Below are 15,116 nucleotides of genomic sequence, written 5' to 3'. Positions count from 1 at the left end.
TCGGGAGGGATCCCACCGCACGTTATTGAGGGTTAGAGGTTGTAGGTGACCACCTGGGGCTCGGCGAGCTCGACTGAGACATCTGGGGCCGTCTGCTCCACGCGGACGAACTTGACGGTCACCGTCTTAAAGCCCGCCTTATGCAGAACATCCGAATAGACGCGCGCCTGCAGGGCGTGCTTCTCGAGCAGCTGGTCGGGTGTCTCATCCGGCGTGCCACCCGTCTTGTAATCGATGACCAGTGCGCGTGACGGATCGGCCGGGTCGGTCGCCAGCGCATCGATGGCGCCCTCGGCATATGCACCGTAGCGGGCAATGTCCTTGTCCTCGCAGCCCAGCGAGAAGAACGGCACTTCGGCACGGACGCACGGCCAGGCAAGAAGCTCGGCACGGACCGACGACCTGAGCCAGCGATTCAGGGCAACGTCAAAACGCTCGCGCTGCTCCGGCGTCAGGCACCACAGGCGCGTCAGCGCATCGGCACGCTCAGCGGGCAGCGCATCGGCACCCATCTCGATGAGCCACAGGCAGGCGGCATGGAACGCCGAGCCCAGCGCCATGGGGTTGCCGGCGGGCTCGACAGCAGCCACGTCTGCATCGGCCATCTCCGAGCCATCCGACTCGGCATCGTCGCCCGCCTCGTCCATGGGAACACGCGCCTCGGCGGCACGGTCTTCCGTCTCGGCATGGAGCGCCGCGGCGATCGACGAATAGCTGTACGAATCACGCGCCGGGAACGGACACGTGCCCATGCGCACGCCCGCCGCCTGGGGATATACGAGTTCAAACGAATCGGGCATGGGGTCGGCAGGACCGGGCACGGTTGAGTGCGCAGCATTATCGGCGACATCGGTATCGCCACGAACGAGCCTGCCCTCGGCATCCAGCGAAGCGTTGGCCTCAAACGCCTGCTCGCCAAAGGTAAAGTCCGAAAGCGAAATGAGCTCGTAGTCGCCCGGCTGGGAGCTGTCGACTACCAGGCGGTCGGCATCGAGCTGCGGCATGTCCAGAGCGTCGGTCGGCAGAATGCGGCGCAGCACGTCGTAGGTCAGATCGGTCTCGACATCGAAGGTCGGCACCGTCACCTTGCCACGGCTCACGCCGGCATCCATCGCCAAGATCACCAGCTCGCGCGCACGGGTCATGGCAACGTAGAGCAAACGGGCCCGCTCCTCGAGCGAAAGCTGCAGGTCGTCGTTGCGCAGGCGGGCAAATGCCTCGGCGGGAGAACCCGTCGCACAGACGTCCTCCATGAGCTCCGGCGGTAGCCACAGCGACGTGCCCTTGCCCTTAAACGCATGCTCAAACTGCTTTTTGACGTCATCGCCCTTTACGAACGTGCCGTCCGAGAGTTTAACGCCGTCGAAGCGTGCCGGCAGCGCCACGACCTGCGCTCCGCCCTCGACGCGACCCATCTGTGCCGCACCCGAGGACTTACGCACGCCAAAGCACTCGGCGACCGCCACGACCGGATATTCCAGACCCTTGGAGGCATGAACCGTCATGATGCGCACCGCGCCGTCGCCCTCCTCGTTGAGGGCGCCCGGGGCCTCCTTGCCCGCCAGGAAGCGATCGAAGGCAAGCGCAATGGAGCGCGGCGAGTTACCGAACTCGGCCTCCGCCTCGGCCACGGCATCGAGCGCCTTGAGCACGTTGGCGGCGATGGCCTTGCCCTCGGGTCCGCGCTGCGCCAGGCGCACGAACCAGCCGGAAGCATTGACCGCGTCGCGCGCGATGGCGGCGAACGAATCACGCCCCACGCGACGCAGTGCGTAGCGCAGCACCTCGCGGGCACGCGTCACGAGCGGCAAGCCCTGCAAGCCCGGCACATCGGAATCGCTCATGATGCCCGCATCGATGTTGCGGCGCGACGTCTCGCCCGTCTGATCGTCGAGTTTGGTCGCCAGCGCCAGGAACTCCTGGGCGCCGAGTGCAAACATCGGCGAGGCCAGCAGTGGCATAAGACCCTGCGCCGTATCGGCCGGATTGGCGAGGGCACAAACCAGGGCGCGCACCGTCTGCACCTCGGCAGCTTGGGCAAAGACCGAGCCGCCCGCGATGACGCAGTCGAGCCCCTGGTCACGGAAGGCCTGTGCGTAGACGTCTGCGTTGGTCATGCGGCCCAGCAGCAGCACCATGCCGCCCTGGGGCTGGCCGGCATCGGCAAGCGCGCGGAATCGCTCCGCGATCGCGCGGGCCTTGGCCTGTGTGCGCTCCTGCGTACTGCCGCCGGCAACAAAGAGGGCCTGGCGGCGCGAGGCATCCGCCACCAGCGTGTCCTTGCGGCCGTCGCTCGCCTCAAGATCCAAAAAGCCCTGCATCAGGCCGCCGTCATCGCCGTCGAAGACGCGGGCCACATAGCGCAGCACCTCGTCGTGGCTGCGGAAGTTGCGCACGAGCTTGACGAGCTCGCCGGCGGGGGCATCGGACGTGGCAACCGTCTCCGACGCCGCCGTCGATTCCACCTTGCGCTCCTGGCGACGGAACACCTCGACCTCGGCGCCGCGGAAGCGATAGATCGACTGCTGCGCATCGCCCACGGTGCACAGCGCGCGCTCCCCCGCACCCGTCAGGTAGCGGATTAGATCGACCTGCATCTGATCGGTATCCTGGAACTCGTCGATCATGACCATCTTAAAGCGGCCCTCGTACGCAGCACGAATGGCAGGGTAATCGCGCAGGGCCTCGTAGGCCATGCGCAGCAGGTCGTTATTATCGAGGGCGGACTGGGCAGCCTTCAGTGCGCGATACTCGGCCTCTACAGAGCGGGCCAAGCCCACCAGTGCATCGAGCGCGGGGCCACCGCAGGCAAGCACGATATTGATAAATGCATCGGCGGCCTCGGCCTTGAGCAGCTCGACCTGCTCCTTGGGGAATGCCTTGCTCGCGCGCGGCATGGCGCACGACATCATGAGTCGCGCCGCATCGGCCATGGTCTTGCCGCTCGCCTCGAACGCGTCGATGGCATCGAGCGCCGTCTGCGCCTTCTCGGTCGCGGCCTTGCTTGCGCCCAGCGCCGATCGATAGGCATCGGCGAGCGCCGAGGTATCGGCCTGGCCGCGCGCCACGCGCACGTCGTCCATGCCGCCCGGCAGCTGGCTCGAGAGCTCCAGCAGGTCGCGTACCAGGCCCTTGATGGTCGTGCCGGCGCCAAAGGGGCCGCCCTCGCCCGCCATGGGATACCAGGCGTAGAGGGCCTTGAGCGATGCCGCGAGCTCGGGGGCGGCATCGGGTGCCGTCGCGCGACCCAGCACATGCTCAACAGCCTGATCCATGAGCTCGTCGGTATCGGTGAGCACCGTGAACTCGGGGTCGATGCCCAACTCCAGCGCGTGTGCGCGCAGGATACGCGAGCACATGCCGTGAATGGTCGAGATCCACGCGTCGTCGACGGTCAGCGCTTCCTCGTCCATGCCCTCGTCGATAAGCGCACGGCGCACGCGATCGCGAATCTCGGCCGCGGCATCCTTGGTAAAGGTAATGGCGAGCACCTGGTCCAGATGCTCGACGAACGGACCGGATTCGGGCGAGAGCGCGTAGACGATGCGGCGCGTGAGGGTAAAGGTCTTGCCCGAACCGGCGCCCGCCGAGACAAACAGCGGACGGTCGAGCGTCTTGACGATCTGCAGCTGTTGCGGCATCAAGGTCGAAAGATCCATGGTCTACACGTCCCTCCTTACAAACGTTCCTTCGTGGTTATACGAGCAGCGGGCATGCGCGGCCTGCGTCGACGCCGGATCGACAGCGGTGACGTTGCCCGCCTCGAGTTCGCGCAAGCGCTCGGCGATGCCGGCCTCCACGCGATCGAGCAGGGCGTCGAAGTCCATGCTGCCACCCTCGCCGGGGAAACCTTTCTTAAGGCCCGGGATGCGACCGTCGCCACGCTCTTCCTCGAGCAGCTCGGCGCTCGCGGCACCGCGCAACGCCGGCTTGCCGCCCTTGGTCGAAAAATAGAGTGCCGCACGGGTATCCAAATCCAGCGCCCGGCGCATGGCCTGGGCGTAGATGAGCGTTTGGGTATGTGGCGGCAACCAGCGCGGATCGTCGATGGGCGCCGTGCCCGATTCCTCGTCGCGCACCGTAGGATCGGCGAGCTTAAACTCCTCAACGCCCGTGCGATGCTTGTAGTCAATCACCACAGCGCGATTCTCGGCATCCACATCCACACGGTCGATGCGCCCGCCGAGCGGCCAGCCGGCATACTCGACCTGGAGCTCGTTGAACGCAAACTCCAGGTAGCGCGGAGCGAAGGGGGCAAGCGCCTCGGACTCGTAGGCAAGCACGCCCTCCAGCTGCGGCAAGATCTCGGCCACCTGACGCTCCTCCACCGGCGAGAGCGGCACCAGCGGGCCCTCGTTGCCACGCTTGCCGGCGTGCTCGACCAAGGTCTCGTCAAAGACCTCGTGCAGCAGCTCCTGCGCACGCGGCAGGTTTTCGGGCGTCACACGCTCCATGCCCTCTTGGGGCAAACGGGCATGCAGATGTTCCAGCACGTCGTGGACAAAGTTGCCCTTCTCCATGTTGCCAAAACCCGCGTCGATAGACTGGGGCTTAACGCGATACGAGACGAACCAGCACAGCGGGCAGGTGGAATAGGCCTCGATCTGCGAGGCAGACGTCAGACGCGGTACAAGCGGCGCGTCCTCGCCCTCACCGTCCCGATGGCGCAAGACCAGATATGGCACGGCTGCCTCGCTCAAATGCTGAGGAGCCTCGCATGCCACGCGCTCGCGCTTGAGGCCCTTGCCGACTGCAGGGTCAAAATCACCTACGATATCGCCCTCGCCCACGCATGTCACCTGAGCGGCACCGGTGGCCTCGGCATGCGCCCGCAACTCGGTCCACACGGCAGCCGGATAGCACTCGCGCGCCTGGCGATCGTGCGTCACGCGCGCAAGCGCAACCGGGCCACGTGCCGCCTCCATCGCGTGGCCAAAGCGCACGCGCAACAAGGCCGCAGGCTCAAGCGTCACGCCCTCGCGACCAAGGCTCGCAGCCAACGTGGCCAGCGGTCCTTCCTCGTGTGAGAGCGGATAGCTGTCCAGATCGACATCGGCAAACAGCACGGCATCGTAGCTGCCGGGGCGCAGAGCCGCCGCATCGGCAAGCGAGGCAAAGCGAACCTGGGCACGTGGCGCACCGTCAACCTCGTAGGTCTCGTAATCGTAGGCGGTGCTACGCTTGTCCACCTTGGTGCGAATGCCATCGAGCACGGGCACGGTCGCGGCCTGCGACACGTCGAGCGCGCGGGCGTCATTCATAAGGATGTCGATGGCGTGGCGCAGCAGGGCCGTCTCCGCTTGGCGACGAGCTTGGCCATCCAGGCTGCCCAGCGAGCGATCGGGCAACGCCTCGGCAACGGCAAGCATGGCCTTGAGCGCCGTCACGGGCTTGTCGCGCCACAGTGCCTGGAACACGTCCGAGACCACACACGGTACGTTCTTAAACCAGTTTTCGTCGCTCGCCGCCTTGCGTGCGCCCCTCACCTGGCCTTGCACGCTCTGCAGCAGGCTCTTAACGCCCGCGGTAGTCTTGCTACGCGAGAGACGCATATTCTTATCGAAGATACGGGCATTGGCGGCATCAGCGCCCGAAAGCGGACTGTAGATCCAGTCGGTAAGCTCCGGCGCGGGCCACCACTCGGTCTTTGACGCCACACCCTCATCGGCCGCCTTCATGCGCTCGATCAAGCTGGCAAGCGCCGCAAACTGCCTGCCCGCAATGGATTGGGAAAACGCCGTGAATTCAGTTGTCTCGGCAGCGATATGACGAGCCGCCAGACGAGAGGCAAGCTCACCGAACAGCTGGGGTGCCCGGGCAGAAACAACGAGCACGCGTACGGGGTCGGCGGAGGGGCCGGCGGTATCGTCGGCCCCGAAACCCTGGCGCGCTTTTACCAGATCATCAATTGCGTCCGCATAAGCATGAGCACGGGCGTGGGGGCCAGCGACCTCAATAAAGGCAGGCTGAGCGGTGGTTCCACAAGCGGCATCAGACGCGACGGCGTCCTCCCTCAGCGGCGCGACCTCAAACAGCACACCGCTGGCATCAAATGCCGCGGCAAGTTCCTCGCGCATCGCCGCCTGCTCGCGAGCAAGCAGCACGACGACCTCTCCCCCACTGTTCGCCACAGCAGACAGCAGCTCGAGCAGACCGTGCGTAAACGACGTGACGCCGCGTACACAGACGGCACGGGCGCACGCCGGCAGATTATCGGCCAGAGCGCTGGCCATAATGTCAGCCGCCTCGCAGGGCTCGACCATATCTCGACGGTCCAAACCGCCCGCGTAGGCACGCAAAAGCTCGAACACACGAGCCTCGGCATCGCTTTTTGGCACAGGCCGGCAATTGTTGCCACGGCATCGCTCGGCAGCTGTCCCCGCCACACCTGGCAGCACATCGCGGGCCATGCGCGCAAGCATGCGCACTGTGCCCTGGCTGCGCGAAAGCGGCTGCAGGTCGACATCATCGAGACGCGTGACCATGTCCGAAAACAGCATCTGGCGCTGCAGGTTGTCGACGAAACCGCGCCCGTCGCCCAAAAGCTCCCAAAGCGAGCGAAGCCACGACGCGGGCGTCTTGTAATCGATGCCCAGCGAAACGCCGGCTTCCGCCGCATCATGACGGCACAGGTCGAGCTCGGCAAACGTTGGCGCCAGCAGCACGGCACGCCCGTGGCGGGCAATAAGGTCGGCAAGCAGCGCCGACTCGGCATCGCTCAAATCCGTGCCGGCATTAGTGGTATAGATTCGAACAGGCATGGTCCTCCACTCAAACTGTTCGCAATAATCAATGCATCCATCCTACCCGCCCAAGCGGACACATTGCCACCGCAGCTTCATCTTTTGGCGCTTTGGAGACAAGTCGCTTTGCACCACGTTGGTGCCAAGGGGGCAGACTCGTCCGTTGGTGCAAAGGGGACAGGCTCGCTTGCACCAATTATTCGGCATATAAAAACCGCCCCCGGAGGAGCGGTTTTTCACAATTCGTTTTGCCGCGGCCTATTCGCCATCCTCCAGCTTAATGAGGATCTTGCGGTAGCCACCGTACTCGCCGTTGAGCGCCTTGGATACACGGCTCACCGTGGTGGACGAAGCGCCGGTACGGACCTGAACCTCGACATAGGGCTCGCCCTCATCCAGGTAGCGCGCGACCTGCAGACGTTGCGATAGATCGCAAATCTCGCGCGGTGTGCAGATATCGGTCAAAAACGCTTGGATATCTTTCTCGTCGTCCAAAAGACTAAATGCGTGGACTAGCTGCTTGACATCAGGCTTGTCAAACATGTTCTCGATATTCATCGATCACCGCCAAACCCGCCAAAAGGCATCGAAGTTGATACTGGCACCGGGCATCGTTCGCCCATTCTATGCAATAGGGCAACGCATGTGGCTTTTGCCCGTAGCAGTTTAGCACACCACCAAACTAAAGTGACAAGACTCTCTGTCAGCGGCGCGTTTTTTAGGACGAACGCCGTTTTGAAACCGAATGCGCACGCAAGCTCCACGAATATCTGAGACAATGGGCGCCCAACGCAGAGGCGCACGCCAAGGCAACCATCCGATTCGCCGCGGCAAACGAGCTTACGCGCCACCAACACGTCACGCGCACCGGAAAGGAACCTACCATGCGCTTCTTGCTCAACTGGCTTTTGACCTCAATCGCTATCGCGATCGCCACGTTCCTCGTCCCCGGCATTCAGCCCTTCGGCATGGCCGACGCCTGGGTCTGCTTTGCCTTTGTGGGACTGTTCCTCAACGTCGTCGACTCGCTCGTCAAGCCGCTCCTGACGGTCATCTCGCTGCCGCTCACCATTATCACGCTGGGTATTTTTCAGCTTGTAGTCAACAGCTTTATGCTCGAGCTTGCCAGCTACCTATCGGTAAATCTGCTGGGCGCGGGCATCTCCATTGCCAGCTTTGGGTCGGCCTTTATGGGTAGCATTTTGGTGTCCATCACTCGAAGCATCTTCGACAGCATCGCCAGGAACTAAAGCAACCGGATACGGACCGCCACAACACGCCAAAACGAAGGCCGTCCATCGCAACGATGGACGGCCTTCGCCTTTGTCAAGCCTCAGAGGACAAAAGAATCTACCATTTCTACCCCGTCCCCAAATGGCTGGTGGGGCTAGATGACGTAGTCGTAGCCCCCGTTGGGGGCGACGAGCGCATCGAGCGTCACACCGTCGAGGTAGTCGTTGATGAGCTTGTCCAGGTTCTTCCACACGTCGAGCGTGGGGCACTCATCAGATCGCGAGCAGCCCTTGCAGTCGCCATCCAGGCAGGCGACCGGCGCCAGGCTGCCCTCGGTCAGGCGCAAGATCTCTCCCACCGTGTACTGCTCGGGCGGGCGCGTGAGCACGTAGCCACCGCCCTTGCCACGCATGCCCGAAAGCATGTTGGCGCGCACGAGCGTAGCCAAGATGTTCTCGAGATATTTCTCGGAAATCCCCTGTCGCGCCGCAATCTCTTTGAGCGGGATGCGACCGGCCGCCTGGTGCTCGGCCAGGTCGACCATAACGCGCAGGGCGTACCTGCCCTTAGTAGAAACCAACATATATAGTGCTGCCTTTCGGTCTTTTAATCCGTTGAAATTCTAGCCGAAAAATTGGCTTTGAAAATACCCATTCCATCAAGGTGGTTAATCGGCTCGTAATAATCTCCTATTTCCTATTGCATTACTAGGCTTTAGTGTCTACTATGCTTGCCAACAGCTAAATGAACAACCTATAAGGTTTATGGGTTTAGCTACTAGGCCACCGTAAAACCACACGGTATCCAGTCATTTGAACACTTTGGAGGTTCACCATGAGCAAGGTTTATACGTCCATCGATCAGCTTATCGGCCACACCCCGCTTTTGGAGCTCACTCACTTTGAGGCCGATGAGGACCTCAAGGCCCGCGTGCTCGTCAAATTGGAATACTTCAACCCCGCCGGGTCCGTCAAAGACCGCGTCGCCAAGAACATGATTGACGAGGCCGAGAAGGCCGGCAAGCTCGTGCGCGGCGGCGACTATACCGTCATCGAGCCCACGAGCGGCAACACCGGCGTCGGCATCGCCTCGGTGGCGGCGGCTCGCGGCTACAAGGTGATCATCACCATGCCCGAAACCATGTCCGTCGAGCGCCGCAAGCTTATGCAGGCATACGGCGCACAGCTCGTGCTCACCGACGGCTCCAAGGGCATGAAGGGCGCCATCGCCAAGGCCGAGGAGCTGCAGAAGGAGACCCCCAACAGCATCATCGCCGGCCAGTTCGTGAATCCCGCCAACCCCGCCATCCATAAGGCCACGACCGGCCCCGAGATCTGGGACGACACCGACGGCAAGGTCGACATCTTCGTCGCCGGCGTTGGCACCGGCGGCACCGTGACCGGTGTGGGCGAGTTCCTCAAGGAGCAGAACCCCGAGATTCAGGTTGTCGCCGTCGAGCCCGCCACCTCCCCGGTACTCTCCAAGGGCCAGGCCGGTCCGCACAAGATCCAGGGCATCGGTGCCGGCTTTGTGCCCGACGTCCTCGACACCCAGGTCTATGACGAGATCATCCCCGTCGAGAACGACGACGCCTTTGCCACCGGCCGCGCCGTGGGCCACAAGGAGGGCGTGCTCGTGGGCATTTCGTCCGGTGCCGCCGTGTGGGCCGCGCTGCAGCTAGCCAAGCGCCCCGAGAACGAGGGCAAGACCATCGTCGCACTGCTCGCCGATACCGGTGAGCGCTACCTGTCCACGGCACTGTTCCAGGACTAGAGCCTTTTTTCCCATAGGTTGAGCTCAGGGACGAACCTGCCTCCTCTCTCTCCCGGCGGTCTGAGCCCATCCCGTCAGGGTGTCCCACGAGACGCCCGAACTTGCTACAATGTCTGCGGCGCGGAACCAGCCTCCCGCGCCGCTTTTCTTTTTTGGCCACATGCCACCAAGGAGAACCTCCCCATGCACAACAAGCGCGTGCTCGTCGCCATGAGCGGCGGCGTCGATTCCAGCGTGACTGCCTATCTGCTCAAGTGCCAAGGCTACGAATGCGTCGGAGCCACTATGCGCCTCACCTGCCCTGCGCCCGATCCCGTCACGGGCATGAGCAAGGTCGACCGTGACATCGCCGATGCAAAGGCCGTCGCCGATCGCCTGGGGATACCTCACCATGTGCTCGACCTGCAGCAGGCCTTCGACCGAAACGTTATCGAGCGCTTCGTGACCGCCTACCAGGAGGGGCTGACGCCCAACCCGTGCATCATCTGCAACCGCCATATTAAGTTTGGCGCGCTGCTCGACGCGGCACTCGATATGGGCTGCGACTACATTGCCACGGGTCACTACGCCAAAACGAGCCAAGCGCCCGATGGCACCTGGCAGCTGCACCGCGGCGAAGACTCCAAGAAGGACCAGAGTTACTTTTTGTATTCGCTCACGCAAGAGCGCCTGGCACGCACAATCTTTCCGCTGGCAGGGTTGGACAAAGAGCGCAACGTGCGCCGCATTGCCGCCGAGCAGGGCTTCATCAACGCCAAGAAGGCCGAGAGCGAGGATATCTGCTTTATCGCGGACGGCGACTACGCGGGCTATATCGAGCGCCGCTGCGGGCATGCCGCCGAGCCGGGCGATATTGTATGGCGCGACGGCAGCGTGGTCGGACGCCACGACGGCGCACTGCGCTATACCGTCGGCCAGCGCAAGGGCCTGGGCGTCGCGATGGCGCGCCCCGTGTATGTAACGGGCGTCGATACCGCCAACAACATTGTTCATCTGGGCGAGGCTGAGGACCTGACGGCGACAGCGCTCACGGCCAACGACTGGATCTGGAGCGCCCCTGCCGACCGCATGGAGGCAGAGCTCACGTCCGGCGACATTCGCGTGGGTACCAAGTACCGCTACCGTCAAAAGGACCAGGCAGCGACCCTTACACGTGGCGCCGACGGACAGATGCTTCTGACCTTTGACGAGCCGCAGCGAGCCATCGCCCCCGGCCAGGCCGTCGTTATCTATCGCGGCGACGTCGTCCTGGGCGGCGGCACGGTAACTGCCGCCATCAGGTAGCCGCAGGATTATCGCCGCACGTGTCGAAGCACCTCAACAGCAGCATTCACCTCGATAACGCGACGCTCGAGGCCGCGGCAAATGGACTCGAGCCGGCCCTCCGCTGTGGCCCATTCGCTCTGCAAAAGAATCTCGATCGCCTCATCAACAAATCCGTTGAGCCGCGATGAATCGAACCAATCGAGTGAGTCCGCAAGCGCCAGCTGGACGGAAGGGTCGGGCCCAAACGGCTTAGCAGAAAACCCAAACTCCCCAGCTGCGAGCACGGCAGTTGGTACGTTGTACCACAGGCAGTTGCCGCTATCGAACAGCGGAGCAGGCCTTATCTCCAGGGTGTCGACATTGCGGATGATGCCGAAGTTTCGCCAATGGCGATCGCTGTTGGCCAAAAGGGCATCGCAGACAATCATCTGCGACATAGACCTTCTCACGGCAGCCTCGTCTGCTCCATGCTTACCAAGGAAGCGGCAGTACCGGTCGTATGTCGAGTTTCCCCGCTGGCTACCAAGTGCGCCCTTAACGTAAACAGCCGGAACGTATTCCTCGCGGCCGTCAAGAAAGTCGTCGCACAGACACACAGGGCCATCGAACATCCGCTCAACCGTATAAGAAACATACTCGCCCTCCGACAACAAGCGACGATGTAGAGCCGTTGCAACCGCCTCGTTAAAGGGACGCTGATCGTCCATGCCGCAACCTTTAGCCAAAACGCGAATGCCGTTTCGGATCACCCACGATTTAGGAAGCTCGCCCTCGGATGTGTTGTCGGGATTTTTAAGACCGATGCCCTCCAGCCAACCCGAACGTCCCTCGGGCGCCGATCGCTCAAAATCATTCTCGAAGTAATTGAGGTTTCGCCATTTGAGCCCGTCGCATTCTGCCGGCCGCAGCCAATAGCAATCCGAAAGCGAGAGGCCCAGGCACTGAACCGGGACCTCGATGCCACTGGCAATTCCCAGTTCACGATAGCGCGAGACGAGTCCGGGGCGAACATCGGGCACCGACCGATGGCTCCACCACACGTTGAGCTCCCGTTTATTCACCGTAGGAGAAGAGCTCGAGCACGTGCCAAACGGCATTCGTTGTGCATCGAGGACCTCCGCGATTTCGAAGGGAAATTCGCGCGACGGATCAAATGAGAGATGCGCGACCTCATGGTCGGCCGACATCAGCGTAAACTTGCGCCCCACATCGGCCGCAGGACGGCGTCCACGTTTGCGGACCTTTTGATAAGCGACCGCGGAATTGTACTCGACCATCTTCCGTCCGCCCACAATATCGCACGCGAGCGTTCCCGATGCGGCAAGTTGAGATATGCGGGCTTTCGTAACGCCCAGCAGGCGGGCAGCATCACCCATAGACAAGTACTCAGACGTATCCATACACCGCATCACCTCGTTAAGTAATTTACACTTTTAGTTAATAGATTACATATATCATAATACTAAACGACCAAAAGCGAAAAAAAGCCCGAGAAATCGGGCTTTAGCGATTGGTCAGCCGAGTCGCAAGCTGATCCCCTAGCGCTGAACGTAGGCGCGAACCAGCTCGTAGGTATTACGCACGCCGTCGATGTGGCTGCGCTCGTAGTTGTGGCTCGCGTACACGCCAGGGCCGATCAGGCCGTGACGGATGTCGTAGCCGGCAGAAAGCGTGGCCTCAACGTCTGAGCCGTAATGCGGGTACACGTCGATGGCGTAATCGAGCTCCAGCTCGCGCGCGATATTGGACAGCGTGGTCACCAGATCGTAGTTGTAGGGGCCGCCCGAATCCTTGGCGCAAATCGACACCATGCGCTCGGTGCAGCCCAGATCGTCACCCACGCAACCCATGTCAACGCTGATCATCTCGCGCGTGTCGGCCGGCACAAAGGCACCGCCGTGGCCGACCTCCTCGTACACCGTAAAGAGCAGTGAAACCTTGCGCGAAAGCGTCGCCTCGCCAGCGGCGACGGCACGCGCCAAGCCCAGCAAAATGGAGGCCGACAGCTTGTCGTCCAAGAAGCGGCTCTTAATATAGCCGCTCTCCGTCACCGTGGTGCGCGGGTCCATAGCGATGATGTCGCCCGTCTGAATGCCCAGCTCAAGCACGTCATCCTTGCTGTCGACATTCTCGTCGAGCAGGATTTCCATGTTCTTCTCGATGGTCTTGACCGGCTCGTCGGCCACGTGCGCCGAAGGCTCGGTATTGAGGACCACACCCGTGTACACATTGCCATCGCGCGTGTAGACGGTGCAGTTCTCGCCATCGGCCGTAGACCACTGATGCCCGCCGAGCGTCGTGGGACGCAGGCGACCATTGTCCTTAATGGAGCGCACCATGGCGCCCAGGGTATCGACATGGCTCGCCAACACAAGCGGCTCGCCCTCGCCGCCAAGCTCAACCAGCACGTTGCCCTTATTGGAACGCTCGGGGCCAAAGCCCATATCGCGCAACGTTCCCATTAGATAATCAGTCGCCGCACGGGTATAGCCCGTAGGCGAAGCAATCGAGGTAAGCGCCTTCAACTGGTCAGTAATATAGGAGAGCGTAGAATCCATCTTGGACACCAAAGTCACCCTTTCATATCGAATTAAACCCACAGCAACAATACCACCGCGAACCATCTTTTTACCTAGCGAGACAACCCATCGAGCTTCTCAGAGCGGCGCCCGCCACGATAACGAGCCGGCGGGCCCCGCCCGTTAACCCCAGAATCTTTCCGCAGGACAGAAGGAGGCCCCGCCGCACGTAGTGCGCAGCGGGGCCTCCGACATGTCCGAGGACGATTGTGGGGCTAACGGGCAGGGGCCCGCCGAACCATGTTAGGCAGCCGGGCAGATCTTCTTGAAGAGCTCGATGACGTCGTCGAGCGTCGCCTCGCGCGGATTGCCCGGGAAGCAAGCGTCGGCCATGGCGTCCTTGGCCAGGACCTCGATCTCGTCAGCCTTCATGGCCTCGCAGACGTGCGGGATGTTCACGTCAGCGGAGAGCTGCTTAACGGCGGCGATAGCGGCGTCGGCAGCCTCATCGGTGCTCATGCCCGTGGTGTCAACGCCCATGGCGACGGCGACCTTGGCCAGGCGCTCGGCGCAAACCGGCTTGTTGAACTCCATGGCAATCGGCAGCAGCATGGCGCAAGCGACGCCGTGCGGGGTGTCGTAGTGGGCGGACAGGGTGTGAGCCATGGCGTGATCGATGCCCAGGCCAACGTTAGAGAAGCCCATGCCGGCAACATACTGACCAAGAGCCATGCCCTCGCGGCCGGAGCCGGGCTGGCCGGACTTGGCCTCGGCAACGGAGTCGCGCAGGTTCTCGCTGATCAGCTTGATGGCCTCAAAGTGGAACATGTCGGAGAGCTCCCAAGCGCCCTTGGTGGTGTAGCCCTCGATGGCGTGGGTCAGAGCGTCCATGCCGGTGGAAGCGGTCAGGCCGGCGGGCATGGAAGCCATCATGTCGGGGTCGACGACGGCGACCTCGGGGGCGTCGTTGGTGTCGACGCACACGAACTTGCGGACCTTCTCGGGGTCGGTAATGACGTAGTTGATGGTCACCTCAGCAGCGGTACCGGCGGTCGTCGGCACGGCGATGGTGAACACGGCGTGGTTCTTAGTGGGAGCAACGCCCTCGAGGCTGCGGACATCGGCGAACTCGGGGTTGTTGATGATGATGCCGATGGCCTTGGCAGTGTCCATAGAGGAGCCGCCACCGACGGTCACGATAGCATCAGCCTCGGCGGCCTTGAAGGCCTCGACGCCGTCCTTGACGTTCTGAATAGTGGGGTTGGGCTTGATCTCAGAGTAGAGGCTCCAAGCGATGCCGGCGGCATCGAGCTCGTCGGTCACCTTAGCGGTAACGCCAAACTTGACCAGATCGGGGTCGGAGCAGACGAAAATCTTCTTGTAGCCGCGACGCTGGAGCTCGCCGGGGATCTCCTTGATGGCGCCGGAACCATGATAAGAAATGGTGTTGAGAACGAAACGATTAGCCATTGATAGCCTCCCATCGTGTGCGGGGCACCCATTACGCCCCACGCTATGGCTCCCATCCTAACGCTTTTGAAGCGAAAAACGCGTGAGAACGTCAGAATATTTAAAGCGTTTC

General features: G+C 62.3%; 10 protein-coding genes. 3 read left to right on the top strand and 7 right to left on the bottom strand.

The genetic code is table 11. The annotated features are described in order from the left end of the window. Positions 1 to 32: 32 nt before the first annotated feature. The 3 genes from ACTQ48_RS01200 to ACTQ48_RS01190 form a co-directional block, all read right to left on the bottom strand. Positions 33 to 3,659, bottom strand: coding sequence for a UvrD-helicase domain-containing protein (locus ACTQ48_RS01200; RefSeq protein ID WP_441569907.1), 3,627 nt, complete (start codon positions 3,657 to 3,659; stop codon positions 33 to 35). Between the two features lie 3 nt (positions 3,660 to 3,662). Next, the gene (locus ACTQ48_RS01195) at positions 3,663 to 6,761 is read right to left on the bottom strand and encodes a PD-(D/E)XK nuclease family protein (RefSeq protein ID WP_441569906.1); all 3,099 of its coding nucleotides are present in this window, start codon (positions 6,759 to 6,761) and stop codon (positions 3,663 to 3,665) included. A 240-nt stretch (positions 6,762 to 7,001) separates the two neighbouring features. After that, positions 7,002 to 7,301, bottom strand: a complete 300-nt coding sequence (locus ACTQ48_RS01190) for a YerC/YecD family TrpR-related protein (protein WP_154515917.1) — start codon at positions 7,299 to 7,301, stop codon at positions 7,002 to 7,004. Between the two features lie 326 nt (positions 7,302 to 7,627). On the opposite strand from ACTQ48_RS01190, the gene ACTQ48_RS01185 reads away from it, so the two are divergent. Then, positions 7,628 to 7,993, top strand: coding sequence for a phage holin family protein (locus tag ACTQ48_RS01185; RefSeq protein ID WP_427717799.1), 366 nt, complete (start codon positions 7,628 to 7,630; stop codon positions 7,991 to 7,993). A 137-nt stretch (positions 7,994 to 8,130) separates the two neighbouring features. Here ACTQ48_RS01185 and ACTQ48_RS01180 read toward each other — a convergent pair whose 3' ends face one another. Further along, on the bottom strand, positions 8,131 to 8,559 hold the full coding sequence (locus ACTQ48_RS01180) for an RrF2 family transcriptional regulator (RefSeq protein ID WP_154515923.1): 429 nt from the start codon (positions 8,557 to 8,559) through the stop codon (positions 8,131 to 8,133). 251 nt (positions 8,560 to 8,810) lie between these two features. On the opposite strand from ACTQ48_RS01180, the gene cysK reads away from it, so the two are divergent. Together cysK and mnmA are read left to right on the top strand one after the other, a co-directional pair. Continuing rightward, positions 8,811 to 9,749 (top strand): cysteine synthase A, encoded by a 939-nt coding sequence (gene cysK / locus ACTQ48_RS01175; protein ID WP_441569905.1) that lies wholly within the window; start codon positions 8,811 to 8,813, stop codon positions 9,747 to 9,749. Between the two features lie 18 nt (positions 9,750 to 9,767). Beyond that, positions 9,768 to 11,033: a tRNA 2-thiouridine(34) synthase MnmA gene (gene mnmA / locus ACTQ48_RS01170; RefSeq protein ID WP_441569904.1), complete on the top strand. Its 1,266-nt coding sequence runs from the start codon at positions 9,768 to 9,770 to the stop codon at positions 11,031 to 11,033. Positions 11,034 to 11,041: 8 nt separating this feature from the next. Here mnmA and ACTQ48_RS01165 read toward each other — a convergent pair whose 3' ends face one another. The 3 genes from ACTQ48_RS01165 to fucO all read right to left on the bottom strand — a co-directional run bounded on the left by ACTQ48_RS01165 (position 11,042) and on the right by fucO (position 15,004). Continuing rightward, positions 11,042 to 12,415 (bottom strand): hypothetical protein, encoded by a 1,374-nt coding sequence (locus ACTQ48_RS01165; RefSeq protein WP_441569903.1) that lies wholly within the window; start codon positions 12,413 to 12,415, stop codon positions 11,042 to 11,044. A gap of 138 nt (positions 12,416 to 12,553) precedes the next feature. Next, positions 12,554 to 13,573, bottom strand: coding sequence for a M42 family metallopeptidase (locus ACTQ48_RS01160; protein WP_441570002.1), 1,020 nt, complete (start codon positions 13,571 to 13,573; stop codon positions 12,554 to 12,556). 264 nt (positions 13,574 to 13,837) lie between these two features. Continuing rightward, the gene (gene fucO / locus ACTQ48_RS01155; protein ID WP_154515935.1) at positions 13,838 to 15,004 is read right to left on the bottom strand and encodes a lactaldehyde reductase; all 1,167 of its coding nucleotides are present in this window, start codon (positions 15,002 to 15,004) and stop codon (positions 13,838 to 13,840) included. Positions 15,005 to 15,116: the final 112 nt, after the last annotated feature.

The organism is Collinsella sp. Sow4_E3 (genome assembly GCF_052116285.1).
In the GTDB taxonomy this organism is placed as follows: domain Bacteria; phylum Actinomycetota; class Coriobacteriia; order Coriobacteriales; family Coriobacteriaceae; genus Collinsella.
This window is presented reverse-complemented; position numbering and strand designations above follow the sequence as displayed.